Annotated in this window: 28 protein-coding genes and 2 pseudogenes; 16 read left to right on the forward strand and 14 right to left on the reverse strand. The window is 69.2% G+C overall.

Annotation, left to right across the window (positions count from 1 at the left end; translation table 11 throughout):
* Positions 1-10: 10 nt before the first annotated feature.
* The 4 genes from AOM46_RS02970 to AOM46_RS02985 form a co-directional block, all read right to left on the reverse strand.
* The gene (locus AOM46_RS02970; protein ID WP_062205114.1) at positions 11-913 is read right to left on the reverse strand and encodes a carbohydrate ABC transporter permease; all 903 of its coding nucleotides are present in this window, start codon (positions 911-913) and stop codon (positions 11-13) included.
* Entirely contained in the window at positions 910-1,812 is a 903-nt protein-coding gene (locus tag AOM46_RS02975; protein WP_062205117.1) for a carbohydrate ABC transporter permease, read from the reverse strand. The genes AOM46_RS02970 and AOM46_RS02975 overlap by 4 nt, the downstream gene beginning before the upstream one ends.
* A 12-nt stretch (positions 1,813-1,824) precedes the next feature.
* On the reverse strand, positions 1,825-3,129 hold the full coding sequence (locus tag AOM46_RS02980) for an extracellular solute-binding protein (protein ID WP_062205120.1): 1,305 nt from the start codon (positions 3,127-3,129) through the stop codon (positions 1,825-1,827).
* A gap of 148 nt (positions 3,130-3,277) precedes the next feature.
* Entirely contained in the window at positions 3,278-4,294 is a 1,017-nt protein-coding gene (locus AOM46_RS02985) for a LacI family DNA-binding transcriptional regulator (RefSeq protein ID WP_062205123.1), read from the reverse strand.
* A 132-nt stretch (positions 4,295-4,426) separates the two neighbouring features.
* Here AOM46_RS02985 and AOM46_RS02990 point away from each other — a divergent pair, with 132 nt between their 5' ends.
* Positions 4,427-5,512 carry an endo-1,4-beta-xylanase gene (locus AOM46_RS02990; RefSeq protein ID WP_062205126.1) on the forward strand — a complete coding sequence of 362 codons (1,086 nt, stop codon included), beginning with the start codon at positions 4,427-4,429 and terminating at the stop codon, positions 5,510-5,512.
* Between the two features lie 97 nt (positions 5,513-5,609).
* Here the strand turns inward: AOM46_RS02990 and AOM46_RS02995 are convergent, their stop codons facing one another.
* On the reverse strand, positions 5,610-6,029 hold the full coding sequence (locus AOM46_RS02995; protein ID WP_062205129.1) for a DUF5980 family protein: 420 nt from the start codon (positions 6,027-6,029) through the stop codon (positions 5,610-5,612).
* A 264-nt stretch (positions 6,030-6,293) separates the two neighbouring features.
* Here AOM46_RS02995 and AOM46_RS03000 point away from each other — a divergent pair, with 264 nt between their 5' ends.
* The 3 genes from AOM46_RS03000 to AOM46_RS03010 all read left to right on the forward strand — a co-directional run bounded on the left by AOM46_RS03000 (position 6,294) and on the right by AOM46_RS03010 (position 9,547).
* Positions 6,294-6,563: a hypothetical protein gene (locus AOM46_RS03000; RefSeq protein ID WP_062205132.1), complete on the forward strand. Its 270-nt coding sequence runs from the start codon at positions 6,294-6,296 to the stop codon at positions 6,561-6,563.
* Positions 6,556-7,170: a DUF6879 family protein gene (locus AOM46_RS03005; RefSeq protein ID WP_062205136.1), complete on the forward strand. Its 615-nt coding sequence runs from the start codon at positions 6,556-6,558 to the stop codon at positions 7,168-7,170. Before AOM46_RS03000 ends, AOM46_RS03005 begins: the two co-directional genes overlap by 8 nt.
* Before the next feature lie 76 nt (positions 7,171-7,246).
* Positions 7,247-9,547, forward strand: a complete 2,301-nt coding sequence (locus AOM46_RS03010) for a tetratricopeptide repeat protein (RefSeq protein ID WP_158920216.1) — start codon at positions 7,247-7,249, stop codon at positions 9,545-9,547.
* 4 nt (positions 9,548-9,551) lie between these two features.
* Here AOM46_RS03010 and AOM46_RS03015 read toward each other — a convergent pair whose 3' ends face one another.
* From AOM46_RS03015 to AOM46_RS03025, 3 genes are read right to left on the reverse strand one after another with little or no spacing between them, the layout of a single operon-like run.
* Positions 9,552-10,397, reverse strand: coding sequence for a methionyl-tRNA formyltransferase (locus AOM46_RS03015; protein WP_234313601.1), 846 nt, complete (start codon positions 10,395-10,397; stop codon positions 9,552-9,554).
* A 47-nt stretch (positions 10,398-10,444) separates the two neighbouring features.
* Complete coding sequence (locus tag AOM46_RS33785; RefSeq protein WP_062205142.1) at positions 10,445-10,822, reverse strand: hypothetical protein; 378 nt, start codon at positions 10,820-10,822, stop codon at positions 10,445-10,447.
* A gap of 20 nt (positions 10,823-10,842) precedes the next feature.
* Positions 10,843-11,037: a hypothetical protein gene (locus AOM46_RS03025; RefSeq protein WP_062205146.1), complete on the reverse strand. Its 195-nt coding sequence runs from the start codon at positions 11,035-11,037 to the stop codon at positions 10,843-10,845.
* Positions 11,038-11,072: 35 nt separating this feature from the next.
* Between AOM46_RS03025 and AOM46_RS03030 the strand changes: the two are divergent.
* The 8 genes and pseudogenes from AOM46_RS03030 to AOM46_RS03060 all read left to right on the forward strand — a co-directional run bounded on the left by AOM46_RS03030 (position 11,073) and on the right by AOM46_RS03060 (position 15,858).
* Positions 11,073-11,756: pseudogene (locus AOM46_RS03030) on the forward strand (DUF5753 domain-containing protein).
* The gene (locus tag AOM46_RS03035) at positions 11,753-11,980 is read left to right on the forward strand and encodes a DUF397 domain-containing protein (RefSeq protein WP_062205151.1); all 228 of its coding nucleotides are present in this window, start codon (positions 11,753-11,755) and stop codon (positions 11,978-11,980) included. Before AOM46_RS03030 ends, AOM46_RS03035 begins: the two are co-directional and overlap by 4 nt.
* A complete protein-coding gene (locus AOM46_RS33790) occupies positions 11,961-12,182 on the forward strand; it encodes a hypothetical protein (protein ID WP_158920218.1) in 222 nt (73 codons plus the stop codon). Before AOM46_RS03035 ends, AOM46_RS33790 begins: the two co-directional genes overlap by 20 nt.
* 270 nt (positions 12,183-12,452) lie before the next feature.
* Entirely contained in the window at positions 12,453-13,757 is a 1,305-nt protein-coding gene (locus AOM46_RS03040; RefSeq protein WP_107079961.1) for a WXG100 family type VII secretion target, read from the forward strand.
* Positions 13,754-14,329, forward strand: a complete 576-nt coding sequence (locus AOM46_RS03045; protein ID WP_062205155.1) for a hypothetical protein — start codon at positions 13,754-13,756, stop codon at positions 14,327-14,329. The genes AOM46_RS03040 and AOM46_RS03045 overlap by 4 nt, the downstream gene beginning before the upstream one ends.
* A gap of 28 nt (positions 14,330-14,357) precedes the next feature.
* A complete protein-coding gene (locus AOM46_RS03050) occupies positions 14,358-14,933 on the forward strand; it encodes a hypothetical protein (RefSeq protein ID WP_062205158.1) in 576 nt (191 codons plus the stop codon).
* Positions 14,933-15,568, forward strand: coding sequence for a hypothetical protein (locus tag AOM46_RS03055; protein WP_062205160.1), 636 nt, complete (start codon positions 14,933-14,935; stop codon positions 15,566-15,568). The genes AOM46_RS03050 and AOM46_RS03055 overlap by 1 nt, the downstream gene beginning before the upstream one ends.
* A complete protein-coding gene (locus AOM46_RS03060; RefSeq protein WP_062205163.1) occupies positions 15,565-15,858 on the forward strand; it encodes a hypothetical protein in 294 nt (97 codons plus the stop codon). Before AOM46_RS03055 ends, AOM46_RS03060 begins: the two co-directional genes overlap by 4 nt.
* A gap of 14 nt (positions 15,859-15,872) precedes the next feature.
* Here AOM46_RS03060 and AOM46_RS03065 read toward each other — a convergent pair whose 3' ends face one another.
* The 3 genes from AOM46_RS03065 to AOM46_RS03075 form a co-directional block, all read right to left on the reverse strand.
* Entirely contained in the window at positions 15,873-16,622 is a 750-nt protein-coding gene (locus AOM46_RS03065; RefSeq protein ID WP_062205166.1) for an SDR family oxidoreductase, read from the reverse strand.
* A 133-nt stretch (positions 16,623-16,755) separates the two neighbouring features.
* Positions 16,756-17,289: a gamma carbonic anhydrase family protein gene (locus AOM46_RS03070; RefSeq protein ID WP_234313602.1), complete on the reverse strand. Its 534-nt coding sequence runs from the start codon at positions 17,287-17,289 to the stop codon at positions 16,756-16,758.
* 197 nt (positions 17,290-17,486) lie between these two features.
* Complete coding sequence (locus AOM46_RS03075) at positions 17,487-19,490, reverse strand: NB-ARC domain-containing protein (RefSeq protein ID WP_267887789.1); 2,004 nt, start codon at positions 19,488-19,490, stop codon at positions 17,487-17,489.
* 167 nt (positions 19,491-19,657) lie between these two features.
* Here AOM46_RS03075 and AOM46_RS35975 point away from each other — a divergent pair.
* The 4 genes and pseudogenes from AOM46_RS35975 to AOM46_RS03095 form a co-directional block, all read left to right on the forward strand.
* Positions 19,658-19,822, forward strand: a pseudogene (locus AOM46_RS35975) (DUF6879 family protein); the annotation flags it as partial.
* Positions 19,798-20,085 (forward strand): hypothetical protein, encoded by a 288-nt coding sequence (locus tag AOM46_RS33795; RefSeq protein ID WP_062205171.1) that lies wholly within the window; start codon positions 19,798-19,800, stop codon positions 20,083-20,085. The pseudogene AOM46_RS35975 and the gene AOM46_RS33795, both read left to right, overlap by 25 nt.
* A gap of 70 nt (positions 20,086-20,155) precedes the next feature.
* Positions 20,156-20,428 (forward strand): tetratricopeptide repeat protein, encoded by a 273-nt coding sequence (locus AOM46_RS03085; RefSeq protein ID WP_062205174.1) that lies wholly within the window; start codon positions 20,156-20,158, stop codon positions 20,426-20,428.
* 425 nt (positions 20,429-20,853) lie between these two features.
* Positions 20,854-21,498 carry an OsmC family protein gene (locus AOM46_RS03095; RefSeq protein WP_078856411.1) on the forward strand — a complete coding sequence of 215 codons (645 nt, stop codon included), beginning with the start codon at positions 20,854-20,856 and terminating at the stop codon, positions 21,496-21,498.
* Between the two features lie 6 nt (positions 21,499-21,504).
* Here AOM46_RS03095 and AOM46_RS03100 read toward each other — a convergent pair whose 3' ends face one another.
* Genes AOM46_RS03100 through AOM46_RS03110 form a run of 3 tightly spaced genes read right to left on the reverse strand, consistent with a single transcriptional unit; the run spans position 21,505 to position 24,910 of the window.
* On the reverse strand, positions 21,505-22,344 hold the full coding sequence (locus tag AOM46_RS03100) for a DUF1684 domain-containing protein (protein ID WP_062205180.1): 840 nt from the start codon (positions 22,342-22,344) through the stop codon (positions 21,505-21,507).
* Positions 22,341-24,008, reverse strand: a complete 1,668-nt coding sequence (locus tag AOM46_RS03105; RefSeq protein WP_062205184.1) for an ABC transporter ATP-binding protein — start codon at positions 24,006-24,008, stop codon at positions 22,341-22,343. Before AOM46_RS03105 ends, AOM46_RS03100 begins: the two co-directional genes overlap by 4 nt.
* Entirely contained in the window at positions 24,005-24,910 is a 906-nt protein-coding gene (locus AOM46_RS03110; RefSeq protein ID WP_062205186.1) for an ABC transporter permease, read from the reverse strand. Before AOM46_RS03110 ends, AOM46_RS03105 begins: the two co-directional genes overlap by 4 nt.
* Positions 24,911-24,941 lie beyond the last annotated feature (31 nt).

Below are 24,941 nucleotides of genomic sequence, written 5' to 3' on the forward strand. Positions count from 1 at the left end.
GAATCGGGCCTCATTTGCCACCCACTCCCATCAGCCCGTTGATCAGCTGGCGCCGGGCGAAGAGATAGGCGGTGAAGATCGGCACGATGGACAGGACCACGGCGGCGAGCAGCGCCGGGATGTCCACCCGGAACTCGCCGACGAAGTCGTAAAGGCCCAGGGTGAGCACGCGGTTCTCCCGCGACTGGGTGAGGATCAGCGGGAAGAGGAACCCGTTCCAGGCGCCGAGCGCGGAGAACACCCCCGCGGTCGAGATGCCCGCCCGCGACATGGGGATGACCAGCTGGAACAGCATCCGCACCGGGGTGGCCCCGTCGAGCGCCATCGACTCGTAGAGCTCCTCGGAGATATCGCGCATCGTGCCCACCAGGATCAGCACGCTCACCGGCAGGGAGAACGCGGCGGTGGGCAGAATGATCGCCAACAGCGTGTCGTACAGCTGGAGTTCGGTGATGATCAGATAGATCGGGATGATCACCGCCTGGGAGGGGATGGCAAGCCCGAGGAGGAACAGCTGGAACACCCGCTGCGACATCCGGGACCTGGTACGCACGATGCTGTAGCTGACGGTCACCGCGAGCGCGATGACGATCAGCGCGCAGGAGGCGGTGACGATCAGGGTGTTCAGCAGATAGCGCGGGAAGTCGCCCTCCAGCACCTGCCGGTAGCTGTCGAAGGAGATGCTGGTGGGCAGCGACAGCGGCCCGTTGTCCAGATACTCCTGCCGGGTCTGGAGGGTGGACGCCACCAGGATGTACAGCGGCACCACCACGATGACCAGCCAGATGAACGCGCCGAAGCCCGCAGGGTAGTTGGCCTTCCGCCACTTGCTGGAACGGCGGCGCGGCGGCGGTGTCCTGGGCCCCTCCTGGCGCTGCGCGCGGGGGGCCTCGCGGAGGTCGAGGTCGGTCACATTCCCTCCCGGGTGCTGCGCATCCTGTTGAACCCGGTCAGCCGCACCAGCAGCAGCGAGACACCGGTGGCCGTGATCACGAGGGCGGCGGCGACCGCGCTGGCATAGCCCAGGTCGAAGGCGCGGAAGCCGGTTTCGAACATCAGATAGGGCACGATCGACGTGGAATCGCCGGGACCGCCCCTGGTCAGGATGAGCACCGTGTCGAAGTAGGTGAGCGCGCCCACCACCATCAGCACGGTGGAGGTGACGATGGTGTTCCGCAGCTGCGGCAGCGTCACATGGAAGAACTGCCGGACGGTGCCGGCGCCGTCGATGGCCGCCGCGTCGTAGAGGGACTGCGGGATGTTCCGCGCCCCGCCCTGGTAGATCAGCGTGTGGAAGGGCGCGAACTGCCAGCCGGTGACGAACAGGATGGCCACGAAGGCACCGGTGGGCGAGCCCAGCAGATCGGAGCTCTCCAGGTTGAACCAGTCGGCGATGTCGGGCGCCAGGCCCAGATTGGGGTCGAAGATGGTGCGCCAGAGCAGCGCGAGCGCCACCGAAGAGGCCAGCAGCGGCAGGAAGAAGATCGCCGAGAGAACGGCCCGGTTGCGTTGCCTGCCGGCGGCCCAGACGCCGAGCAGCAGCACGATGGGGGTCTGCGTCAGCCAGGTGAGCGCCGTGAGCAGCAGGCTCAGCCAGATGGCGTTGCGCATCCCGTCGTCGTTCCACAGCCGGGACCAGTTGTCCGTGCCGGTCCAGCTGGGGTCGCTGAGGCCGTCCCAGTCGGTGAAGGAGAGGTAGCCGACGATCCCCATCGGGGCCGCGGCGAAGAACACGAAGAAGAGCACGGCCGGGAGCGCCCAGGCGATGCCTGGGCGCCCGGCGCGCGGGGTGTGGGTCGTCTCGCGCTTCACGTGGCGTTACCCCTACAGGTCCAGCATCGCGTCGACGAACTGCTGGGCGCTCAGCTGGCCGCTGAACAGCTCCTCGATGTGGTTGATCATGGGCGTGGACTGGCTGGCGGGCAGCGCCTGGTCCCAGGAGAGCGTGAAGCTGGGGGCGTTCTGCACCATCTCGTACTGGAAGCGCGCGTACTCGGGCGTGGGCGCCTCGTCCAGCAGGTCGGCGGCGTCGGCCGTGGTGGGGATGTCGCCGTTGGCGATCAGCGCGCTGGCGTAGTCCTGGGTGGCGTGCAGCTTCAGGAACTCCAGGGCGGCGTCCAGCTTCTCGCCCTCGACCTGGGCGTTGACCGACCAGTAGTTCGTCGGGTTGCCGACCAGCGCGGCCGGGTCGCCGCTGCCGCCGGCGATCTCGGGGAACGTCGCCCAGGCCAGGTCGTTCTCGGCGAACTCCTGCTGGTTCGACAGCTGGTTGGCGAACTCCCAGCTGCCCATCAGGTGCATCGCGGCCTCGCCCTGGGCGAAGAACGTCGAGGCGCCGTCGGTGGTGTAGCTGACCGAGCGGAAGTTGTTGCCGAACGCCCCCGCGTCCACCAGGTCGATGGCGTCCTGGGCGGCCTGGAGCACGGCCGGCTCGCCCCATGCCCCGGAGTCGCCGTTGCGGATGCGGTCGAAGATGTCGGCGCCGCCCCTGCGGTCCAACAGGTACTCCAGCCACATCAGTTCGGTCCACGGATCGGCGCCGGCGAGCACCGAGGGGGTGATGTCCTGCTCCTGGAACGTCTCCACCAGGCCGAACAGATCGTCGAGGGTGGCGGGCGGCTCGACGCCGGCCTCGTCGAAGAGCGTCTGGTTGTAGAACAGGATCACCGGCTGCACGCCGCGCATCGGCACGCCGTAGTGCCGGCCTTCGATCGCCCCGGCGTCGAGGATCGAGGGGATGAACGCGCCGCCGAACTCGGGGTCGTCCGCGAGATGGTCGGTGAGGTCGATCAGCATGTCCTCGCGGACGAAGTCGGCGATGCTGCCGCCGCCCCAGTTGAAGAAGATGTCGGGCGCGTTGGAGCTGCCCATCGCGGTCCGCATGCGGTCCTGGTAGTTCTCGCCTGGTATCTGCGTCAGCGTGATCTGGACGTCCGAGGTCTCGTTGAACCGCTCGACGAAGTCCTCCTGGATCGTGGTCGAACCGTCCTGGTAGACCCAGACCTGCAAGCTGTCCGAACCGCCGCTGGGGCCGTCGCTGCCGCAGGCCGCGAGCGTCGTCGCGGTCACCACGGTGGCGGCGGCCACCGACAGGACACGAAGTCGTGGTCTCAGGTTGGGGCTTCGCATCGCGCACCTTCCGGAAAATCGCCGATAATTATCGGGTGAATGCCGATGCAAGTTACGGCGATGTCAGCGCTCCGTCAACGGTGCGGACAAAACTCCGGCCCCCGTGGCCAAACGGTGATCAGAACCGGCCAACCCCCAGCGGGTTGGATCAACGGGCCGGCGGCGGCGCCGTCGAGGCCCTGACCACCAGTTCCGTGGCCAGCTCCAGCCGGGGCGTGTCGATCTCCTCGCCCCTCGCCTGCCGCAACACCGTCCGCGCCGCCACCTTGCCCATCTCGGCCAGCGGCTGGCGGACCGTCGTCAACGGCGGCGCGGACCACCGCATTTCCGGAAGATCGTCGAAACCCACGACGCTCACCTCCTGCGGAACCCGCAGCCCACGCCGCCGCAGCGCCTCCATCGCGCCCATCGCCATCTGGTCGCTCGCCGCGAACAGCGCGGTCGGCGGGTCCGCCAGCTCCATCAGCCGCTCACACCCGGTGAACCCCGCCTCGTGGTAGAAGTCGCCCGGCACCGTCAACGCCTCGTCCACCGGTACCCCCGCGCCCTCCAGGGCCGCCCGGTAGCCGTCCAGCCGCGCCCGGCTGCACAACAGCCTCGGCGGCCCCGCGATAAAGCCGATCCGTCGATGCCCGAGCGAGAGCAGATGCTCGGTGGCCGCCAGACCGCCCGCCCAGTTGGTCGCCCCCACCGTCGGCGCGTCCAACGGCGGCGCGCCCGCCGGGTCCACCACCACGATCGGCACCCCCAGCCGGTGCAGCTCCTTGTGCAGCAGCGGCTCCAACACCGAGGTCACCATGATCACGCCGTCCGAGGCGCGGGCCCGCAGGTTGGTCATCCACTGCCGCGCCGCGCCGGCCCGGTCGTGAATGGCCGAAACCACCGTGCCGACGCCGGCCGCGTGGGCCACCTCCTCCACGCCCCTGATGATCTCCACGGCCCAGGGGCTGTCCAGATCGTTGAAGACGAGGTCGACCAGCGCCGCCCGGTCGCCCGGGGCGTGGGTACGCCGCCGGTAGCGGTACTGCCGTAGCAACTCCTCGACCTTGGCGCGGGTTTCCGGCGCCACGTCGGAGCGCCCGTTGACCACTCGCGATACCGTGGGCACGGACACCCCGGCCTCCCTTGCGATGGCCGTGATCGTGACCTTGCGCTCCGCTGCCATGGGGTACCTCTTCGTTGGTTCTCAGTCTCCGGAAGTTTTTCAACATTATTCCGGAAGGGTTGACGGTCTCCCAAGTGCCCCATAGAACGGATCCGTCAGCCTGCGGGGGCATGACAACGAAAGGGGTACCGTATGTTCCCCCTGGCACGCGGAGCCGCGGTCGCCGTCACGGTGGGAGCCCTGCTCTCCGGCGTGGCGCTGGTCAGCGCCCAGGCCCAGGAGACACCGGCCCAACAACCCAACGCACAACAACCCTCACCGGCGGCGGAGACGCTGCGCGAGGCGGCGGCGGCCCAGAACATGTTCGTCGGCACCGCCATCGCCGACCACCGGCTGAGCGACAGCACCTACAACGCCATCGCCTCAACCGAGTTCTCCAGCGTCACCGCCGAGAACGTCATGAAGTGGGAGTCGATCCAGCCCAACCGGGGCCAGTTCAACTTCGCCGGCCCCGACCGACTGATCGACTTCGCGAACGCCAACGACCAGCAGGTGTGGGGCCACACCCTGGTCTGGCACAGCCAACTGCCCAGCTGGGTACAGAACGGCAACTTCAGCGCCCAGGAACTGGACCAGGTGGTCCAGGAGCACATCAACGGCGTGGCCGGCCGCTACGCCGGTGACATCGCCTACTGGGACGTGGTCAACGAGGCGTTCAACGAGGACGGTTCGCTGCGGCAGTCCGTCTTCCTCAACACCCTCGGCGAGGACTACATCGCCGACGCGTTCCGCTACGCGGACGCGGCCGACCCCTCGGCCAAGCTGTGCATCAACGACTACAACACCGAGCACGGCAACGCCAAGAGCGACGCCATGTACCAGCTGGTCTCCGACCTGCTCCAGCAGGGCGTGCCGATCGACTGCGTCGGCTTCCAGTCCCATCTGATCCTCGACAACAACTATCCCGACAACATCAGGACCAACCTCCAGCGGTTCTCCGACCTCGGCCTCGAACTGGTCATCACCGAGCTGGACATCCGGATGAACACCCCCTCCGACCCGGAGAAGCTGCAGCGCCAGGCCGAGCAGTACCGCGACGTGGTCGCCGCCTGCGTGGCCGTCTCCGGCTGCACCGGCGTGACCATCTGGGGCTTCGGCGACGCCGACTCCTGGGTCCCCGACACGTTCCCCGGCGAGGGCGCGGCCCTGCCCTGGGACGAGAACTACCAGCCCAAGCCGGCCTACAACGGCATCCTCCAGGGCTTCGGCGCCAGCTGACCCCGGTTGCCGCCCGTACGACATCCCCCAACGGGGCCCCGGTGGCACTCCCCAGGTGCCACCGGGGTCCTGGTCGTCGCAGCGGGAGAACCCGGTATCAGTAGCAGTCCTCGCTGAACGAGATCGTCACCGGGGCCGTCTGGATTTTCGTTCCGTCATCGGCCCAGAGCGTGGCGATATAGTCGCCGACGGGCGCCGGGGCGATCGACACATGGACCATTCCGATGTACTTGTCGCCATTCCCGTCCCCGGGATGAATCGCCCCACCGTTGCTGTACGAGCCGGGCGGCAGATCCGAAAGCCCGGTCGTGATGACGGTGGACCAGGTGCCCCGCACCGGAACGAGGAAATAGGTGTTGGGCCACCCCTGCTCCGGATGAACACAGACCCGCTGCGGCACCTGCTCCAACTCCCACGTGGCAGCCGACGCCGACGCCGGCGTCGCGCTGACCAGCGTCAGCGACAGCGCGGCGACCAGCCCGAGAAATAATCCGGTCACGCGACGGATGAGCTTCATCCATACCTCCTGAGAAAACGCGGAAATCCGCCGGAAGGGGGGTTATGGATGAGTGTCACCGAGCAAGAGCAAGGAAACAAGAGGTAGTTGAGCAATAAATTGCCCCTATTCCGCGCCGGCCGACATCCCCTTTCGAGACGGACGGGAAATGGCCGCGGAACGGCTCACGGGGCGATAGGACGGGGCCCGTTCCAGCCGCAGTCATGCCGACACGGGGAGTGATAACCTCGACGATGCGGCCAAGACCTCGTCAGGGGAGGGCACATGACCGACAGGTGGCAGGCGGACCCGGAGGCGCCGTTCGCGCGGCGGCTGGGGAAGTCCTCACACGAGCTGGGGCAGACATCGGGGAACGCCAGCTGCCCGGATGTCTGGGAGCTGGAGAACGGGGACGTCGCCGTCATCGGCAGCGATCTGACCCGGGCCTACGAAGGGCGGCTCCCCGAAGGGGTGAGCGTCGACCCCGGCGAGCGGCTGGTCATCATCCCCCGCGCGACGATCGTCGCGGCGAAGGCGGACATCCCGGATGCCTAGTCCGCTGGCCGGCACGGCTGGCGAGTTGATGCCGCTCGACGCCTACTACGCCGACTTCGAGAAGCACTTCTGGCGCAGCGCCGATCTCGGCTTCTGGAAGCTGGAACGCCAACAGACGTTCCGCGAGCCGGGCTACGACAGCTGGGAGGCGTTCGCCCGTGGCGACTGGGACGAGTCCCTACGGCTCCTGGAAGCGGGCCGATCCGATATGGCGGACTACCACCGCAGGGCCGAACGCCATGGCTTTTCACCTCGCCGGATCCGGGTGGTCAAGGAGCCGTTGACCGCCTATATGCAGTGGGAGTTGCACGCGCTACGGGTCCGGGACGAGTGCGGCGGCTCCATCCGCGTCATCGATGCGGACAAGGTCGTCCGGCACGAGGCCGACGGCCCCCTGCCGGAGATCTACACTCTCGGCTCCCAGGTGCTGTACGAGGCGGTCTACGACGAGCGCGGCGTCCTGGAGGCCGCGCGGAGGTTCGTCGATCCCGACCTGATTCGTCGATCCCAGCGGTTCATCGAGGACCTGTACGACGCCGGCGAGCCGCTGGCCGGCTGGTTCGACAAGCATGTCGCGCACCTGCCGCCTCCGCCGGCACAGCCATAGCGGGTCCGCCGAGACGATGGGCGAGGTGCCGGGGCACGCCAATCGGATCGAGGGCCGTGCGACCGTACACCAGGTCGTGCAGACCCGCGACGTACACGGTGGGGTGCACATACATCAGCACCCCGCGACATCCTCGCTCGTCATTCCCCACCAACTTCCGGGAAGTGTAAGGCACTTCGTCAACCGTTCCCGGGAGCTGGCTCGGCTCACCACCCTCCTCGCGGGCCGGGACGCCGAACCGCACGCGGCGCGCGTGGCCGTCATCACCGGCACCGCCGGCGTCGGGAAGACCTCGCTCGCGCTGCACTGGGCCCACATCTTCAGATCCCACTTCCCCGGCGGAGAGCTGTACGCCAGCCTGCACGGCTACGCCGCCCCGGCTCCGACACCACCGGAGGTGGTGCTCGGCCGCTTTCTGGAGGACCTCGGCGTTCCCACCGCACAGGTGCCGGTCGCGCCCGAACGAAGAGAGTCCTTGTTCCGCTCGCTGTTGGCCGACCGCCGCATGCTGATCATCCTCGACAACGCTGTCGACAGCACCCAGGTACGACCCCTGTTACCGGGAACGTCCCGGTCCCTGGCGCTCGTCACCAGCCGGGATGATCTGACGAGCCTGGTCACCCAACAGGACGCGGTGCGCGTCCGGGTGGCGACGCTGCCGGCGTCCGATGCCGTCGAACTGCTCCGCGTGACCACCGTGGACGACCGCCCAGGCGATCGGGTCGCCGATCTGCGTGAGCTGGCCCTGATGTGTTCGGGGCTGCCGCTGGCGTTACGTATCGCGGCCGAGCGGGCGGCCGGTTGGCCGGCACTGCCGCTCGGCGAGTTGGTCGACGAACTGCGGGACGAGACGGCACGGTTGAGCGTGCTCACCGCCGATCCCGAGTACGGAACCCAACAGGAGGTCGACGCCGTGCGTAGCGTCTTCGAATGGTCCTATCGGGCGCTGCCCGAGGAGGCGGCGCGGCTGTTCCGGCTGCTGGCCCTGCACCCGGGGAACGAGTTCGGGCTTCCGTTGGCCGCCAGTCTGGCCGGCCGTGAACCCTCCCGCGTGCGCGCGTTGTTGGAGATCCTGGTCCGCGCCCATCTGCTGCGGCGGCGCCCGGGCGGGCGATATGAGTTCCACGATCTGACGAAGGCATACGCCGGCGAACGCACACGACGGGAGGAGAGCGAAGGGGAACGGTCAGCGGTCGTCGAACGCTGTGCCGCCTGGTACCTGCACACCGTGGACGCGGCACAGCGGTCCATCGCGCCCCATGACAGCTGGCCCATGGACGACCGGGTCCCGGCCCCGAACGGCACATTGCACTTCGCCGGCTATCAGGACGCGTCCCAGTGGTACCAGGCCGAGGCCACCAATCTGGTGGACTGCACCCGCGCCGCCGCCGACGCGGGCCTACCGGCGACCGCTTGGCGCCTGGCCGTGGCGGCGCGGGCTATCCATATGCACCAGAACACGTTCGACGCCTGGCGCACCACGGCTCTGGTCGCCGTCGACGCGGCACGCACCGCAGGCGAGGAGGACGGGGAGGCGGAAGCGCTGGAAAGCCTGGGCAAGGTCGCCTTCCAGGCGATGCGGCTCGACGAGGCCGAGGAATGCCACCGGGCGGCACTGGCCATCCGCCGACGCGTCGGCGACCGGCGTGGCATGGCCGTTTCCATCAACGCCCTTGGGCTGCTCGGACTCCGGCGCCGCCAACTGGCCGAGGCAAGGGCCCACTTCACCGAGGCACTGGGGCTCTTCCGGGAGCTGGGCGACCGACGCTGGAGCACCCTGCTGCGGAGCAACCTCGCCGAGGCGCTGTGCGAACTCGGCCGGGGCGAGGAAGCGGTTGCCCTGATCGAGCCGGCGCTCACCGACTTCAGGGAGCTCGGCGACCACGCCGGCGAGGGGAACGCGCTGTGGTTGCTGAGCTGGGCCCACCGCGAGGCGGGCGACCCGGGCAGAGCCGCGTCCGCGATCGCCGAAGCCCTGGCCCTGGCCGAGGCGCGGGACAACCAGCTCTGGCGAGGCCATTGGCTCGCAGAGTCGTCCCGGGTGGAACTTGCCCGTGGCAACGCGGCTGCTGCGCTGCGCCAGAGCCGGGAGTCCGCCGAGGTGCAGCGACATCTGGGGGACGCCGCCCGCGAAGCCGTCGCCCTCGACGGCGCGGGCCGGGCCTGTCAGGTCCTCGGCCGCTACGACGACGCCGTAGAACTGCACCGCCGCGCCGTCGCCGGCTTCCGTGCCGTGGATGCCCGGTGGCAACTCGCCCACGCCCTTGCCCACTTGGCCGACTCCCTCGACGGATGCGGCGAGGGAGTGGCGGCCCTGGCCGCCCGGGAGGAGGCGGCGGGGATACTGGGCCGGGCTCCGGATCCGGACGTCGGCTGAACCGTCAGCTCGCGGGCTCGCACTCGGTGATCCACAGCGGTCCGTCGGCGCAGTCCAGACGCGGTCCGTCCGCTGGAACGAGGCTGGTGCGCAGGACCTTCAGCCGTTGGCCCCCGACCTGGGCGACCGGCCCCCGGCCCGCGCCGATGTACCGGAAGGTCCGCACCTGGTTGTGCACCTCATGCGCGGTCCTCGTCGGATCGACGACGAAGAACGCCGGCTCCAACAACCCGCCGTAACTCGCCCCCTCCTCCGACTGGGGCTCGCCGGCCCCCGGGTCCGCCGCGCGGCTCAGGGCGCGGGCCACGACGCGGCGCAGCACGGGGGACAGCTCGGGCCACAGACGTTCGGGCGTCACATCGTCGACGATCGGGACTCCGTCCTGCTGGGCGAGGATCGGCCCGGTGTCGAACCCCTCGTCCATGCGGTGAGCGGTCACCCCCAGATGCGTGTCGCCGTTCCGGATCGCCCACAGCACCGGCGCCGGGCCACGGTACTTCGGGAGCATCGAGGAGTGGACGTTGACCACACCGTGGCGCGGGATACGCAGCACCGATCTCGGCAGACGCCACGAGAACCCGAAGCAGACAAGGAGATCGAGGTCGTATCCGCGCAGTGCCGCGCCCAGCCCTTCGGAGCTTCCCGGCAGCAGGAGATCCATGCCGGCCGGCAAGGCCGCTGAGATCTGCCCGATGGACTCGGCGGCCCCGGCGTCGGTGGCGCGCCTCGGCCGCATGGAGCGGGAGTACGCGTAGACCACCGGGAGGTGCCCCTCCTGGACGCAGGTCTCGTGCAGCGCGGCGAACTCGGCCGCTCCGAACGAGAGCAACCCGATACGCATGCCGTTCATGGTGGCTCAGCGTAGTGGGATCGCAGGGAGGTTCGTTCACATCCGGTTTATGTGGTGGGGAGTTGGATGCTGGTGTCGGATTCGATGGCGTCGAGGGCTTCCTGGGCGGCCTGGTCCTGGGCGAGGGAGGTGAGGGGTGCCCAGCGGGCGTCGGGGTGGGTGTCCTCGGTGACGTCGGGGACGGTGTCGAGGGTGCCGCCGTCGAGGACCCACAGCTCGCCGTCGTTGTCCGGCCCGGTGGCCCGGACGGTCCAGGCGCGGGTGATATCGGCGAGAAGTCCCGTCTGGCGGGCGAGCGTCAGCCTGCCGGTGAGGGCGAGGTCGCCATGGGCCGGCACGGGGGCCTGCGGCAGCCGGTCGTGGTGCAGAAGGACATAGCCGTTACGAGTGGTGAGGAGGACGAGGACCTGGATCTGCTGAGACATGCGCTTCTTTCGGCTATCGGTTAGCAGTAGGCGGCGTCGGGACGCTGGCCGTTGACGAGGACGGGCAGCCGACGGCGTTGGGTGGCGGCGCTGAGGGCGTACTGCACAATCCCCGGCGGCTCGTGCAGCTCGCGCAGCGGAAGCCAACCGGCGTTGGCGGGCAGGCGTTTGTGCGCGTTGCGGGGGATGGTCGGCGTATGCCCGCCGTCCAGCACAGCGGCCCTGCTCGCAGGAGATCTTCGGGAAGTTGATGCACGTCTTCGGAGTGCCCACGGACGAACGCGAGGAGTTGGCTCAGCTGCAGGCGGCCTCGAACGAGCGTCGCCCGCCGTGGTGGCACAGGTACCGGGAGGTCGTGACGTTCAGCTACGAGCAGATCATCGCCTTCGAGGACGCTGCGGAAAGCGTCTCCGAGTTCCAACTGGGCCTGCTTCCGGGGCTGGTGCAGACGGAGGACTATGCCAGGGCGGTGACCGGTGTCGGTTTCGCCTCGCTGGGCCCAGACCAGGTGGAGGGGCTGGTCGAGGTGCGCATGGTCCGCCAGCGCAAGCGCCTCCTTGAGACGGAGAACCCGATCAGGTGCCACTACCTGATCAGCCAGGCTGCTCTGGAGTTCCGCGTCGGTGGCGAGGATGTCTACCGGCGGCAGCTGCAACACCTGCTTGACCTCTGCGACCACCCGAGCCTGACGATGCAGGTCATCCCCTATGACAGGGGCGAGGAAGCCTGCTAGATCGCTGGGTTCACCATCTACCAGTTCCCGAAAGGCGACCTGCCCGACGTAGCTATTGGCGAGTCCGTCTCAGGTCGCCTGACTATGGACGATCCGCGTGACCTTCGCCGGATGCACCGCCTCCTCCGAAGCCTCACGAAGGTCGCCCTGTCTCCCGGTGAGACACGTGACCTCGTGGCACGCATCAAGGACAGGGAATGATGGAGAAGGACGATCTGTACTCGCTCGACACGGCGGCGCTGACCTGGCAGAAGAGCAGTCTGACGGCCAACAACGGACAGTGCTTTGAGTTGGCGCCGTTGCCTGATGGTGGTGTGGCGGTGCGTGATTCGAAGAACCCCGGCCGGCCGCACCTCTGCTTCACGGCGGGTGAGTGGGCGGCGTTCAAGGGCGGAATGGCGAAGGGTGACTTCGACAACCTCTGACCAACCAGCCGACCGGCGCCGGGGCCAGTGGGTGGTGCGTCCGGGCGGGCCGCTCAGGCTCTGGGACGACATCGAGGCGGCGGTCGGCTCCTGGCAGAACGTGGGGTCACCGCCCCAGTCCGCCTTCACCATGACCATCGCGGAGAACACCGGCCAGCGGGTGCACGCACCCGGCGGGCTCAGCTGGCTCCTGCCGGAGTGACGGCCGGCATCTCGCGGCAGCGCGACCGGGTTTGATCAGCGGTCTGTCATCGAATGCATACCCAGTGGCAGAGTTGATCGATGTGTTGGCAATACTGGTCACTGTCTCTCTGGTGCGTGCGCGTCACCATGCGTGACAGTCCCTTTGGGCTGCCCGCGCGCACCGTGGGGGCGCGGCAGTCGGAGTTCGGGCTGCCGCCGATGAAGTCACGAGGGGGGACCAGATGACGGATGCCGTGCTGTTCGAGAAGCGGGGCCAGGGGGGTGCCGGATGAACCTCTTCCCGTCGGTACCGGTGGAGCCGGACGCGGAACAGGCCGGCCTGTACCCGGCGTTGGGGTTTGTGCCCTGTCCCGGGAGGCAGAGCGCCATCGACGATGTGGCCGGTGAAGTCAGAAGCACCGCCACCGCGCTCAGCGACATCGTCGCGCTGCTTCGCGGGACTGGGCAGGGGCAGTGGCGTGGCCGGTCGGCCGAAGCCTTCCGGGAGCGGTTCGACGACGATTTCAAGCCCAAGGTCGAGCAGGTTCGCGAGTCGTTCATGATGGCCGCCCAGGCTCTGGAGGAGTGGGCCGGGTTTGTGTCGGGGGAGCAGCGCGCGGCGCTCGCCCTGGAGGAGCAGGCGCAGACGATCCAGACATCCCTGGACGCCCTGCCGCCCGCGCCCAGTTGGAACGAAATCCTCGGCCGCGAGGACGACGAGGCGGACGAGGCGGAGGCGGAGCGCGCCGCCCAGGAGCGGATGCGGCTGCTCCAGGAACGCCAGCAGTTGCAGGACCAGCTGGCCGCGTTACGCGAGCAGGCCGAGCGGCTGCGCGACAGCTTTATCGAGTACGGGGACGGTGTCGCCGACCGCATCGCCCACGCCATGGCGATGGCCCCGAACGAGCCGGGCTTCTTCTCCCAACTGGGCGGCATGCTGGTGGATGCGGCCAACGACATGGTCGAGTCGATCGGCGAGATCGCCAGCGGGCTACGCGACTGGATCGTCGAGAACGCGCGGCACATCGCGCTCATCGGAGATGTCCTCGCGGCGGTGAGCACGGTGCTGGGGGTGATGTCGCTGTTCGCGTACGCCTTCTCGCCGGCTACGAGTGGGGTGGGAGCATTGGTCGGGGCAGCCCTCAGCGGGGTGTCCGCAGGGTTCGCGGCGGGCGCGCTGGTCTGTCATGGGGTGGCCAGGCTGGCCGGCGCCGATGTCTCTTGGCGGACCATTGGGCAGGACGCGATCGGTGCCATTCCGGTCGTCGGTGTCTTCGCCCGGGTGGGCGGCACGATCGGCCGCGCCGCCACCTCCATCAAGGACAGCGCCCATGTCACTGGCCTGGGGAACATCGCGCTTGTGGACAGTCTCGTCGGAATGTTCGGAAGTTCTACCAGCATCAGTGATCTTATTCTCCAGGACCCCAGCCTCTGGCCGGACTCCGAGGTGACGGGCGGGGCGCTGCTGATCGGCTTCGAGAACGCCTGGCGTCTCGGTGGGGCCGTCCGCCCGGGGGAACGGGCCGGAGGCGTGGGTAGGGAGGACCTGACTCGCCCTGCCGAAATGGCCGAACCCTATGGGAGCCCCGTGTGAAGGATCACCAGATCATCGCGCACTTCGATGGGTCTCCCGAGGTGAAGGTGGTGACGCAGAGTCGGATACTTCCGGTGCTGGCGATCGCCCATGAGTTTGGCTATGTGCTGACCTCGCACCAGTTCAGTACGACCGGAATCACCAAGTTCATGTTCACGCGTGACGACAGTGAGTTGGCGCGGCGGCGGGCTGCTTGGGCGCGGTATCACTACGAGATCAACGGTGCCTGGTGGGCGACGGCCGCGCCGCGCCCGACGGACCCGATCTCGCCGATACAGGCGGGCGGCGCGAGGCTGAGCCTGTACCAGATTGAACGAACGCCCGCGCCGCGATATGTGCGGAAAGTCGCCGCATTCACTGCGGTGGCCGTGGTGGCCGGCGTCGTGTTTCTCGCCAACGACGCTATGGGGTACGCCGTGTTCTGCCTGCTGGCCGCTCTGGGGTCGGGCGCGCTGTTGCTCTGGGGGCCGGGTCTTCGGGCGCGGAAGGAAGTGGAGTATCGGCAGACTCTGGAGACGTTCGATCGGCAGCGGTTGTTCTGGAGTTATGACGAGGGAGGGGGCGGCAGCTGATGCGTCTCGCGTTCGATGGGAGCCCGGTGTGAAGGACCACCAGATCATCGCGCACTTCGATGGGTCTCCCGAGGTGAAGGTGGTGACGCAGACCCGGATGCGTCCGGTGCTGGCGATTGCCCATGAGTTCGGGTATGTGATGACCTCCTGCCGGTTCAGAACGAGCGGGGTCGCCAGTTTCATGTTTGCCCGCGACGATAGTGAGTTGGCGCGGCGGCGGGCTGCTTGGGCGCGGTATCACTACGAGATCAACGGTGCCTGGTGGGCGACGGCCGCCCCGCGCCCGACGGACCCGATCTCGCCGATTGCTGCGGGAGAGGCGCGGCTCGGACTCTACACGTATGAAAAATGGCCCCTGCGGCGATATATGCGGATGGTCGCCGCATTTACTGTGGTGGCCGTGGTGGCCGGCGTCTGGTTTCTTTCCAGCGACGCTCTGCCGGCGGCTGTGTTCTGTCTGCTGTCGGCTCTGGGGTCGGGCGCGCTGTTGATCTGGGGGCCGGGTATTCGAGCAAAGAAGGAAGTGGAGTATCGGCAGACGCTTGATGCCTTCGATCGGCAGCGGTTGTTCTGGAGTTATGACGAGGGAGGGGGAGTCGGCTGATGTATGTCGCGTTCGATGTGCCAGAGCATTTTCGGCAGTTGCCGATCGGGATGAGCCCGGAAGAGAGCTACGCGCACGCGTCCGCCAATGCCAGGGAGGTGGCGGCCGGGGACCCGGAGGTGGAGCGGCGCATTCTGCGGGAGGTGCACGGCAGTTCGCAGGCGCTGGCGCGCGTCGGAGCCCTGTATTCGGGCGCGGTGGTGGGGACGCTGGGAGGCGAGCCGTCGCTGGCGACGCTGACGGTCACGGCCACGGAGTTCCCGTACGGGGACAGCGCGCGGATTGCCGCCGAGGGCACGTTGCAGTCGTTGGTGGCGTCCCGGGGTCCGCTGTGGAGCGGCAATGTCTATCCGTTGCCGTGTGGTCAGCCGGCCACGGTGGTGACGGGGCCCCGAGTGTATCGGGTGCCGCAACTGGAGCCGCCCGACGTGCGGTTCGCAGAGTTGCAGGCGTACGTTCCGGTGCCCGACGGGCCGTCGTTGCGGGAGCAGCACATGTTGACGGTCGGCTTCGCCACTCCGGCCGCCAAACACTGGGAGCAGTACATGCCCGCTCTGGTGCGGTTGTTGCGCAGCCTCGTCTTCACCACCCAGCCCAGTCCAGTGAGCACGGCCGAACTCCAGGAGTCCGCATGAGTGACAGCGATATCTATCTCGACTACGAACTGCTCGGCACCAATCGCGACAACATTCGCAGTATAGCGAACCTGTTGGAGGGGCCCTGCCGGTCGATGGCCAATGTCAACGGCTCCGATATGGGCGTGGACCGGCTGGAGCAGCGGATGGACGATTTCGGCGACGAGTGGGAGTACGGCATCGGAAAGCTTGCCGAGTTCTCCGATGCGGCGGCGACCTGCCTCGACGAAGTGCTGAACGGATTCCGTGATATCGACGAGGAGTTGTCCCGCGCCTTCCAGGAGAACTGACGGGCCGGGAGGTGTCAGCGGGTGGTGTACCCGCCGTTGGGGAAGAGCGTCTGGCCGGTGAACCAGCCGCCGTCGGTGACCAGATAGGCGATGAACCGGGCGATGTCGTCGATCTGGGTGAGCTGGTCGCCCATCGCCTGCGATCGGTGGAACTCCACCCGTTCGGGGGTTTCCTGCGGGTAGAAGAACGGGGTGTCCATGGGCCCGGGGGCGACCACGTTCACGCTGATCCGCCGTTCGGCGAACTCCTTGGCCGCCGCCCGGCTGAAGTGCTCCAGGGGGGCCTTGCCGCCGGCGTAGGTGGCGTACCCGTCGGTGAAGGCAGCCAGCAGCGAGGTGCCGAGGCTGACGATCCGGCCGTTGTCGTTGAGTCGGCGGCCGGCCTCCTGGATGAAGAAGAAGCCAGCCTTGGCGTTGATGCCGAACATTTGGTCGTACTCGTCCTCGGTGGTCTCCAGGATCGGCTTGCGCAGCACCATTCCCGTGGTGTTCACCGCGATGTCGGCGCCTCCGAAGGACTCCACCGCCGTGTCGAAGACGCGGCTCACCTCGGCGGGCCGGGTCAGGTCGCCCTGGACGGCGACCGCTTCCCCGCCGGCCTCCTTGATCGCCTGGACCGTCTCCTCCGCCTCGTCCCGGCCGTGGTGGTAGTGCACCACCACGCGGGCGCCGCCATCGGTGAAGGTCCGGCTGAGCAGGCCCCCCAGGTTCTTCTCGCCGCCGCCGATCACCGCGACCTTCTCCCGCAGCGTGCCTTCCGTCATACCGCACACCCTCTCTTCCAGCGTCTGTTCCGTTCGGGCTCTCTGTTCAGCCCCATGGTGGGGGATGCGGGCATGCACGGCATTTCGATCTTCACGGGTGTATCGGGTCGTGAGTACGTGGGCGGGGGAGGCGTCAGCCGAGGTTCCGCACCTCGTCGTCCGCCTGGGTGCCGAACTCGGCGACGCGCACCTCGGCGATGTGCTCGTACCGGCTGATCCGGTCGGCCCACTCCGCGTCGACGCCGAACGCCACCCGCGCGAAGCCCACCCGCCCGACGGCCTCGGCGAGGCCCGGATCGCCGGGGGCCACCAGCCGCACCGGCGCGTCGAGCGCCACCGTGTTCGGCGGCACGAAGTACTCATCCGGCAGAACGGTGCGCGCATGAACGAGCGCGCCGACCGCGACAACCGAGCCGGCCCCCAACCGCGCGCACCGCAGGACCGTCGCCCCGGTCGCCCCATAGACACACCTGCCGACCTCGCAGCCCAGCAGCGTGGCCTGCGGCCCCACGAAGCCATGGTCGCCGATCAGCACCGGCTGATCACCGGCGACCGCGGACCCCCGCAACACCGCGTTCTCGCAGATCACGGTCGCCTCCCCGACCTCGATCCGCGACCCTTCGGCGTCGAGCACCGCGCCGTACATCACCCGCGCCCTCGTCCCCACGCGGACATCACCGACGAGCGTGGCCGTCGGGGCGACATAGGCGGTGGGTTGAACCTGCGGTACGTGTCCGCGATGCCGGATACGGATTCCCTACGTTCCAGCGATCATGGAACCAAATCCCTACCCGCCCGAACACGGACACCCTGGCGGATTTCGGGCGTCACGGCCGCCGCGACCCGCGCCGCCAGCGATCTGAATCACCTGCTCTCCGCGGCCGGCAGCCAGCGTCGTGCGTCGGCCGCCGCCTGGTGGAAGCTCGCCGCCTCTGCCGCCCGGTCGGTCCGGAGCAGGGCATCGCCGGTCGCGTCCCAGGTGGCGGCCTGAAGGTCGGATCGGCCGACGCGTCGGAAGAGCGTCGCCGCCTGATGGAGGTGGCTGAGCGCGTCGGGGGCCTCGTCGCCGGCCAGTGCGATCCGGCCCAACTCCAGCAGTGCCAACGCCTCGAACAGCGTTCCGTCGGATTCGGTCGCGAGCGCCAGCGCCTGTTCGGCCGTCGCGTTCGCCTCGGCGATCCGGTCCGACCGCCGGTACACGGCCGCCAGCAGTGTGAGCGCTTCCGCCAACTCCAGTGGTTCGCCGGCCCGTTGCAGGATGTCGGCGGCCTCGTGGAGCGTCGCCTCGGCGCGTGGGAAGTCCTCGTTCTCCAGCAGCGCCCAGCCGACGTTGCGGGTGAAGGCGCCGACATAGGTCGGATCGTCGGCGTCGCGGGCCAACGTCAACGCCTGCTCGAAGCAGGCTCTGGCCTGGTCGACGCGGCGTCCCAACATATGGGTCACGCCGAGACCGTTGGCCGCCCGGGTCGCCCCGACGGGCTGGCCCAACTCCTGGAAGGCGTCCAGGGCGGCCTGGAAGCACTCCGTCGCCTCCGGGAGCCGGAAGAGATGCCGGTGGGCGATGCCCAGATTGTCGAGGGTGATCGCCTCGCCGTAACGGTCGCCGGCTCGACGCGCCGCGTCGAGGGCCGTCTCCTGGGCGGCGAGCCAGGTGCCGGCGGGTTCCCGGTCGGCGACGACCATGGTGAGGACGGCGGGAATCTGCCAGGCGATCTCGAACTCTTCGGTCGTGTGCGCCGTGTGCACGGCGGCGATCAGGTTCTCCCGTTCGGTCTCGTACCAGGCGATGGCGGCTCTGGCGTCGTCGAACTCCTGGCTGACGACGCCTTCGGGCAACGGCGCCAGGTCAACGGGCAGGGTGTACGCACCGGCCCCGGCCCGGGCCGCCGCCGCCGCGGTGTGCGTGTACCAGCCGAGAACGCGACGCCGGGCCGACGCCAACTCCGCCGTGGACAACTCGGTTTGGGCCTGATCCAGGGCATAGGCGCGCAGCAGGTCGTGGAACTGGTAGCGATCGTGGCCGCATTCGTCCAACAGATGCGCGCCCGCCAGGGTGTCCAGCTGCAGACGGGCCCGGGACGGGGTGAGTTGGGCCAGGGCCGCTACCGCGCCGACGCCGAAGTCAGGGCCGGGGTGGAGCCCCAGCAGGCGGAAGAGGCGGGCGGAGGCCGGGTTGAGGGCCCGGTAGGACCAGCCGAAGACCGTGCGGACCGCATCGGCCTCCTCCGCGCTCTGACCGTCGTCCACCGTCAGCGCCTCCCAGAGCCCGCTTTCGTCGCGCAGATCCGTGATCAGATCCCGCAACGGCATCCGGGGCCGAGCGGCGGCTCGTTCGGCGACGATCCGCAGTGCCAGCGGCAGATGCGCACAGAGCCGCGCCAACTCGGCCAGCTCCGCCTCGTCATCACCGCTGCGGTAACCGGCGAGGACCGTGCGCAACAGCTGGACCGCCTCGATCGACGAAAGCGTCTCAACACTCACGCGATGCGCTCCTTCACGTGCCACTAAACTGGACATACGGGTGCGGCTAGTAATCATTGCCAGGCATTGAGGCGCACCGGGGAGCAGCGGACGAATCTGCGCCACCGTTGCCGCGTTGTCCAACAGCAGCAGCATCCGTCGCCCGGCCAGCAGAGTCCGAAAGAGGTCTGAACACGCGTCCTCGGTGGCGGGAACCCGGTCGACAGGCGTCCCCAGTGCACGCAGAAAGCGCCCGAGCGCGTCATGCGCGGTCACCGGCGCGCCGGGATCGTAGCCTCGCAGATTGACGAATAACTGCCCATCGGGAAATGCGTCTTGCGCGCGGTGGGCCCAGCGCACCGCGAGCGATGTCTTGCCAACGCCCGCTGTTCCGACGATCGCCAGCACCCACAACGGACTCGTGCCCTCGGCGCCAGCGTGGGCCCCGCCACCGGCCAACGCGGCGTCCAGGAGCGCCAACTCCCGTTCGCGATTGACGAAGCCACGTGCATTCAGCGGCAGTTGGGCGGGCCGGCCGCTGGGGGCCGGAGGAGGACGCGGCGAGCAAGGCCGGATGGCTTGCCCTGATGCGGGGCACGGCGGCGCGGGGTGTGCGGTTGCGGAGGGCGCGCGTTGTGTCCGAACCGGTCTCCGAATACATCAGGTTCGAGCATGAGGGGACGCCACAGAACATCGATGCGGGGGAGGACGTGCGATGGCTGCCGCGCACTCGTGCGTCAGGCGCATCGCCTTCTATGAGGAATACGGCCTGTTCAACGATCTGGGGGTGCTGCTGGTGCAGGACGTGGTCGAACGAGCGCGGACGTTTGGCCCCGACCACCCGGAGACGCTGACCATCCGCCGTATCCATGCCTCCGCACGTACGGAGATCGGTTTGTATCGGGACGTACCAGCGCTGCTCCGCAACCTGATCTCGGATTATGAGCGGGTGGCGGGGTTGACCATCCGGACGTTCTGCGTCTCCGACTCGACCGCGCCCTGAGTCTTGAGGAAACGAGAGAACACGCGGAGGCCGCACGGCTGTTCGCCGAGTTGGTCGAGGTTACCGGCGGTTGGTCGGCGCTGATGATCCGGAGCTGCTGCGGGCTCGTTACCGCCAGGCGGTGTGCCTTGGGGAGACGGGGGAGCATGCGCAGGCGTCCCGGCTGTGGGCGGGGGTCGCGGAGGATCGGGCGCGGCTGTTGGGGCTCGACCATCGGGAGACGCTGGACGTGCGCTACGACCAGGCACGGAATCTTGAGCGGGCAGGGGAGTTCGTTGAGGCTGCGCGGTGGTTCGGTGAGGTGGCGGCCGGTCGAGAGGGGGTCATATCCTCAGGGGCCTGAGATGCCCTTCATCGGCAGGCGCTGAATCTCGCGAAGGCGGGGCGACGGGCTGCGGCGGCCCGCCTGTTTGTGGAGCTTTTCGCGCTGGCGGAATATCGGGTGACGTCCCCCGGTCCTCGCCCGCTCGCGGACTTCCGCAAGAATCAGGCGTGGAATCTTCAGGAGATGGGGGAGTACGTGGAGGCGGCGGGGACGGCCATCCGGAAACGGAGCGTGCTCGTCGGGCCCGTGACGGATTTATGTCGGGTAATGGCGGTTAATGGGGGCGACATATTGTGTCGCATCGCCGGGGGCAATTCGGCCTTGACGTAGGGGAATTCGGGTGGTTATCGTCGGCGGCGGGGTGGGGATGGGGGGATCGTATTTCCCTTGATGTCGCGTGGCGGCGGGGTTTTTCGCTCGTGGCCCTGGAGAGGAAGAAATTGATGAGTACCGCGCAGCGCAATGCGAAGAAGGTCCAGCCGGCGGAGTCGGCGGAACGGGAAGAGGCCGCCGAGGAAATACTGTTGGAGACCGCGCCCGATCCGCAGCCCGGGTTGCGGGAGTATCTGACGGTGAAGCGGGCCGCGTTGTTGGCCCGGGAGGAGGCGGCGCGCGCCAACCCGCCGGGGCAGCCGCACCGGTTGCGGGCCAGGGCGGCCGCCGAGGCCCGCAGTGGGGTGCGTCGTATCCGGATCCGGCACCACCAGATCGTCAGTGACTCGCCGTTGGACTTCGCGGGCTACGATCTGGGCCCGTCCTCGCCGGAGATCCAGCTCGGGGTGCTCTCCAGCTGCCTCACCCATGTGTTCCTGATCCAGGCGGCGCGGCTGCGGGTGCCGCTGGACGCGTTGGAGGTGCAGGTCGAGGCCGACCAGGATCCGCGGGCCGGGGAGTCGGGCCATGAGCAGGTTCCGATCTATCCGCACAACATCAGCTACACCGTCCATCTGACGTCGCCCGCCTCGGCGGAGCGGATCAGGGAGCTGCACGAGACGGTCGAGCGGGAGTGCCCGATCTACAACCTGCTGATCAACCCCCAGGAGATCACCGGTCGGGTGGTGTTGACCGGCAGTCCCCGGGAGGTCTGAGCGGGGTCAGTCGGGGGTGCCGCCGCGTTCCAGGGGGAGGCGTTCGCCGGCCTCCACGGCGATGGGGAGGCGGTTCCCGGCCGGCGGCAGCGGGCAGGTGGCGTGGTCGGTGTAGGCGCAGGGCAGGTTGGCCGCGCGGTTGAGATCGACGGTCAGCCGCCCGTCCGCGTCCGGCGGGTCGATGGCCAGGGAGCGGCTGGCCGCATAGGTGGTCACCCCGGAGGTGGCGTCCGTGAACAGCACCAGCAGCGCGTCCGGGCGGCCCCCGTTGAACGCGGTCAACCGGTGCGTCCGGCCGTCCCGTTCGAACTCGACCGCGCCCGGTGCCTGGTAGACGTGCTCAAGCCCGGGGACGGCCGCGCCCACCGTCACGGAGCGGGGTTCGTCGAACGGTACGAACCGGCCCCGGAGCACCCAGGCGGGGTCGGGGGCGTAGGTGGGGGTTCCGGTGTAGCCGGTGCGCAGCGGGTGGTCGGGGTGGCGGGGGCGGAGGATGTCGTGGCCGCCGCGTTTGGCGATCTCCAGCACGGTGTCGCCGGCCTCGGCGGTCACCCCGCCGCGTTCCGGGAGGTGGCCGAAGACATGGCGGCCGACGATCGTCCGGCCCTCGAAGGTCAGCTTCTCGTCGTCGGCCAACTCGACGACCACGCCCTCGTGTTCGGTGCTCGACCAGGTGCCGGGCGCGTCCTCGAAGCGTTCCGGGTCCTGGCCCAGCCAGTGCAGTCCGGTGACCGCGAGGAAGCCGTGGGGCGCGGTCAGCGCGGCGTCACGCTGCTCGCGCCACCGTCGCCAGGCGGCCTCGAAGGCGGCACGGTCGGCGTCGAACGCGGTCTCGGTGGTCGTCATGGTGTTCCTCCGTTGCTGGTGAGGGACGAGGGGGCGGCGGTCTCCACCGGTGCGCTCCGGTCGCCGCCGGGGATGGCGGCCAGCAGCTCCTCGGTGTAGGGGTGTCGGGGGTGGGTGAACACATCGGCGACCCGGCCGTGTTCCACGATCCGGCCGTGCCGCATCACCAGCACCCGGTCGCATACCTGCCGGATCACGGCCAGATCGTGCGAGATGAAGACATAGGAGAGGCCCAACTCCCGGCGCAGCTCGGCCAGTAGGTCGAGCACCCGGGCCTGTACGGACACGTCCAGCGCGGAGACCGGCTCGTCCAGGACCAGCAGCCGGGGGGTGAGGGCCAACGCGCGGGCGATGCTGACGCGTTGCCGCTGTCCGCCGGAGAGTTCGGCCGGTCGCCGGTCGCGCACCGAGGCGGGCAGCCTTACCAGGTCCAGGAGTTCGGCGACCCGGGCGGCGCGGCCCCGGACGCGGAAGGCGCGCAGCGGTTCGGCGATGGCCCTGGCCACGGTGAACGTGGGGTCGAGCGAGCCGTAGGAGTCCTGGAAGACGGGCTGCACATGCCGGCGCAGCGCGCGCAGTTCGGCGGGGGAGACGCCGGCCAGATCGGCGCCGTCCAGCACGATACGGCCCGCGTCGGGGCGGTCGAGGCGGAGCAGCAGCTGGGCCGTGGTGGTCTTGCCCGAGCCCGACTCGCCGACGATGCCCAGCGAGCCGCCGCGCGCCAGGGTGAAGCTGATGCCGTCCACGGCGGCGATCTCCTGGTGGCCGCCGGTGGGTTTGCGGACCCGGTAGACGCGGCGCAACTCCTCGACGGTCAGCAGGGGTTCGGCGTCCTCGGGGGTCTCGACGGCGGGCGGCGACGTCATGGAGGGGGCGGCGGCCACCAGCTCCCTGGTGTAGGCGTGGGCGGGCGCGCCGATCACCCGGGCGCTGGGCCCGGACTCGACGATCCGGCCGCTGGACATCACCGCGACCCGCGCCGCGCGTTCGGCGGCCAGCGCCAGATCGTGGGTGATCAGCAGCATTCCGGCGCCCGTCTCGGCGGTCACCTTCGCCAGATGGTCGAGGATGCGGCGTTGCACGGTGACATCGAGGGCGCTGGTCGGCTCGTCGGCGATCAGCAGCTTGGGCCGGCCGGCCAGGGCGATGGCGATCAGCACCCGTTGGCACATGCCGCCGGACAGCTCGTGCGGGAACTGCGCGGCGACCCGGGCCGGTTGGGGCAGTCCCGCGTCGGCCAGCAGTTGCCCGACGCGTTCCGTGGTCTCGGCCGCGCCCGTCACCAGGCCGTGGATGCGCAGCGCCTCGGCGACCTGGGCGCCGACCCGTTGGACGGGGTTGAGGGACGCCTTGGGGTCCTGCGGGATGAAGCCGACCTCCCGGCCCCTGAGGTGGCGCAGCCGCCGGTCGGGCAGGCCCAGCAGCTCCCGGCCGGCCAGCCGTATCGTGCCGCGCACCGTTTCGGTGCCCTCGGGCAGCAGGCCCAGCACGGCGAGGCCGAGCGTCGACTTGCCGGATCCCGACTCGCCGACCAGCGCGACGGTCTCGCCCGGTGGCACGGTCAGTGAGGCGCCGCGCACCGCGTCCACGACCGAGCGCCTGGTGCGGTAGGTGACATGCAAGTCGTCGACGGAGAGCAGGGGTTGGGGGTGCGGGTCGTTCACGACGGGACTCCGGTGCGCTCCAGGGCGCGGGCGACGCGGCTGGTGGACAGGACGAGCAGGGCGATGGCGACGCCGGGGAAGGTGGTCAGCCACCAGGCGGTGGCGATGTAGTCGCGGCCCTGCGAGACCATCGCGCCCAGCTCGGGGGCCGGCGGCGCGGCCCCGAAGCCGAGGAAGCTCAGCGCGGCGATGGACAGGACCGCGCCGCCGATGTCCAGCGCGGCCAACACCAGCACGGGCGGCGAGGCGTTGGGCACCACATGGCGCAGCAGGATCGACGGGGTGCGGTGGCCGCTGGTGACGGCGGCGCTCACATAGGTGCTGCCCCTGATGCGCAGCACCTCGGCCCGCACCACCCGGGCGAAGCTGGGGATGCCGGCGATGCCGACGGCGATCGCCACATTGGTGGTGCCGAAGCCGAGGATGGAGACCACCGCCAGGGACAGCAGCAACCCGGGGATGACGACGAGGACTTCGACCAGCCGCATCAGCACCTGGTCGAGCCAGCCACCGGCATAGCCGGCGAGCACGCCCAGCAGCGAGCCGACGACCAGCGAGAGGGCGACGGCCAATATGCCGGCGACCACCGAGACCCGGGTGCCGTGCACCACCCGGGTGTAGATGTCACGGCCCAGGTTGTCGGTGCCGAACCAGTGCGCGGACCCGGGCTCCGACAGGCTCTTGGACGCGTCGGTGAGCAGCGGGTCCTGCCCGGTGAACAGCCCGGGCGCCACGGTCCAGCCGGCCACCAGCAGGAGATAGAGCACCGCGAGCAGCAGCAGCGGGCGGCCCAGCAGCTCCCGGGGCCGGAACCCGAGCCGCGCCAACGGCCGACGCCGGGGCGAACGGCCGGTGGCCGCCTGGGACTTGGCGAGGGTGACGGCTGGTGACTCCTGGGCCATGGTGCTACTCGTCTCTTCTCTGGCGGGCCGC

The sequence above is a fragment of the Streptomyces sp. NBRC 109706 genome (assembly GCF_000974485.1).
In the GTDB taxonomy this organism is placed as follows: Bacteria; Actinomycetota; Actinomycetes; order Streptomycetales; family Streptomycetaceae; genus Streptomyces.

Excerpts from the sequence above, each read along its gene's own strand:
- AOM46_RS02980 (WP_062205120.1), bottom strand. The coding sequence starts at position 3,129 with ATGCGAAGCCCCAACCTGAGACCACGACTTCGTGTCCTGTCGGTGGCC.
- AOM46_RS02985 (WP_062205123.1), bottom strand. The coding sequence starts at position 4,294 with ATGGCAGCGGAGCGCAAGGTCACGATCACGGCCATCGCAAGGGAGGCC.
- AOM46_RS02990 (WP_062205126.1), top strand. The coding sequence starts at position 4,427 with ATGTTCCCCCTGGCACGCGGAGCCGCGGTCGCCGTCACGGTGGGAGCC.
- AOM46_RS02995 (WP_062205129.1), bottom strand. The coding sequence starts at position 6,029 with ATGAAGCTCATCCGTCGCGTGACCGGATTATTTCTCGGGCTGGTCGCC.
- AOM46_RS03000 (WP_062205132.1), top strand. The coding sequence starts at position 6,294 with ATGACCGACAGGTGGCAGGCGGACCCGGAGGCGCCGTTCGCGCGGCGG.
- AOM46_RS03005 (WP_062205136.1), top strand. The coding sequence starts at position 6,556 with ATGCCTAGTCCGCTGGCCGGCACGGCTGGCGAGTTGATGCCGCTCGAC.
- AOM46_RS03015 (WP_234313601.1), bottom strand. The coding sequence starts at position 10,397 with ATGAACGGCATGCGTATCGGGTTGCTCTCGTTCGGAGCGGCCGAGTTC.
- AOM46_RS33785 (WP_062205142.1), bottom strand. The coding sequence starts at position 10,822 with ATGTCTCAGCAGATCCAGGTCCTCGTCCTCCTCACCACTCGTAACGGC.
- AOM46_RS03035 (WP_062205151.1), top strand. The coding sequence starts at position 11,753 with ATGATGGAGAAGGACGATCTGTACTCGCTCGACACGGCGGCGCTGACC.
- AOM46_RS03040 (WP_107079961.1), top strand. The coding sequence starts at position 12,453 with ATGAACCTCTTCCCGTCGGTACCGGTGGAGCCGGACGCGGAACAGGCC.
- AOM46_RS03055 (WP_062205160.1), top strand. The coding sequence starts at position 14,933 with ATGTATGTCGCGTTCGATGTGCCAGAGCATTTTCGGCAGTTGCCGATC.
- AOM46_RS03060 (WP_062205163.1), top strand. The coding sequence starts at position 15,565 with ATGAGTGACAGCGATATCTATCTCGACTACGAACTGCTCGGCACCAAT.
- AOM46_RS03065 (WP_062205166.1), bottom strand. The coding sequence starts at position 16,622 with ATGACGGAAGGCACGCTGCGGGAGAAGGTCGCGGTGATCGGCGGCGGC.
- AOM46_RS33795 (WP_062205171.1), top strand. The coding sequence starts at position 19,798 with ATGGCTGCCGCGCACTCGTGCGTCAGGCGCATCGCCTTCTATGAGGAA.
- AOM46_RS03095 (WP_078856411.1), top strand. The coding sequence starts at position 20,854 with ATGAGTACCGCGCAGCGCAATGCGAAGAAGGTCCAGCCGGCGGAGTCG.
- AOM46_RS03100 (WP_062205180.1), bottom strand. The coding sequence starts at position 22,344 with ATGACGACCACCGAGACCGCGTTCGACGCCGACCGTGCCGCCTTCGAG.
- AOM46_RS03110 (WP_062205186.1), bottom strand. The coding sequence starts at position 24,910 with ATGGCCCAGGAGTCACCAGCCGTCACCCTCGCCAAGTCCCAGGCGGCC.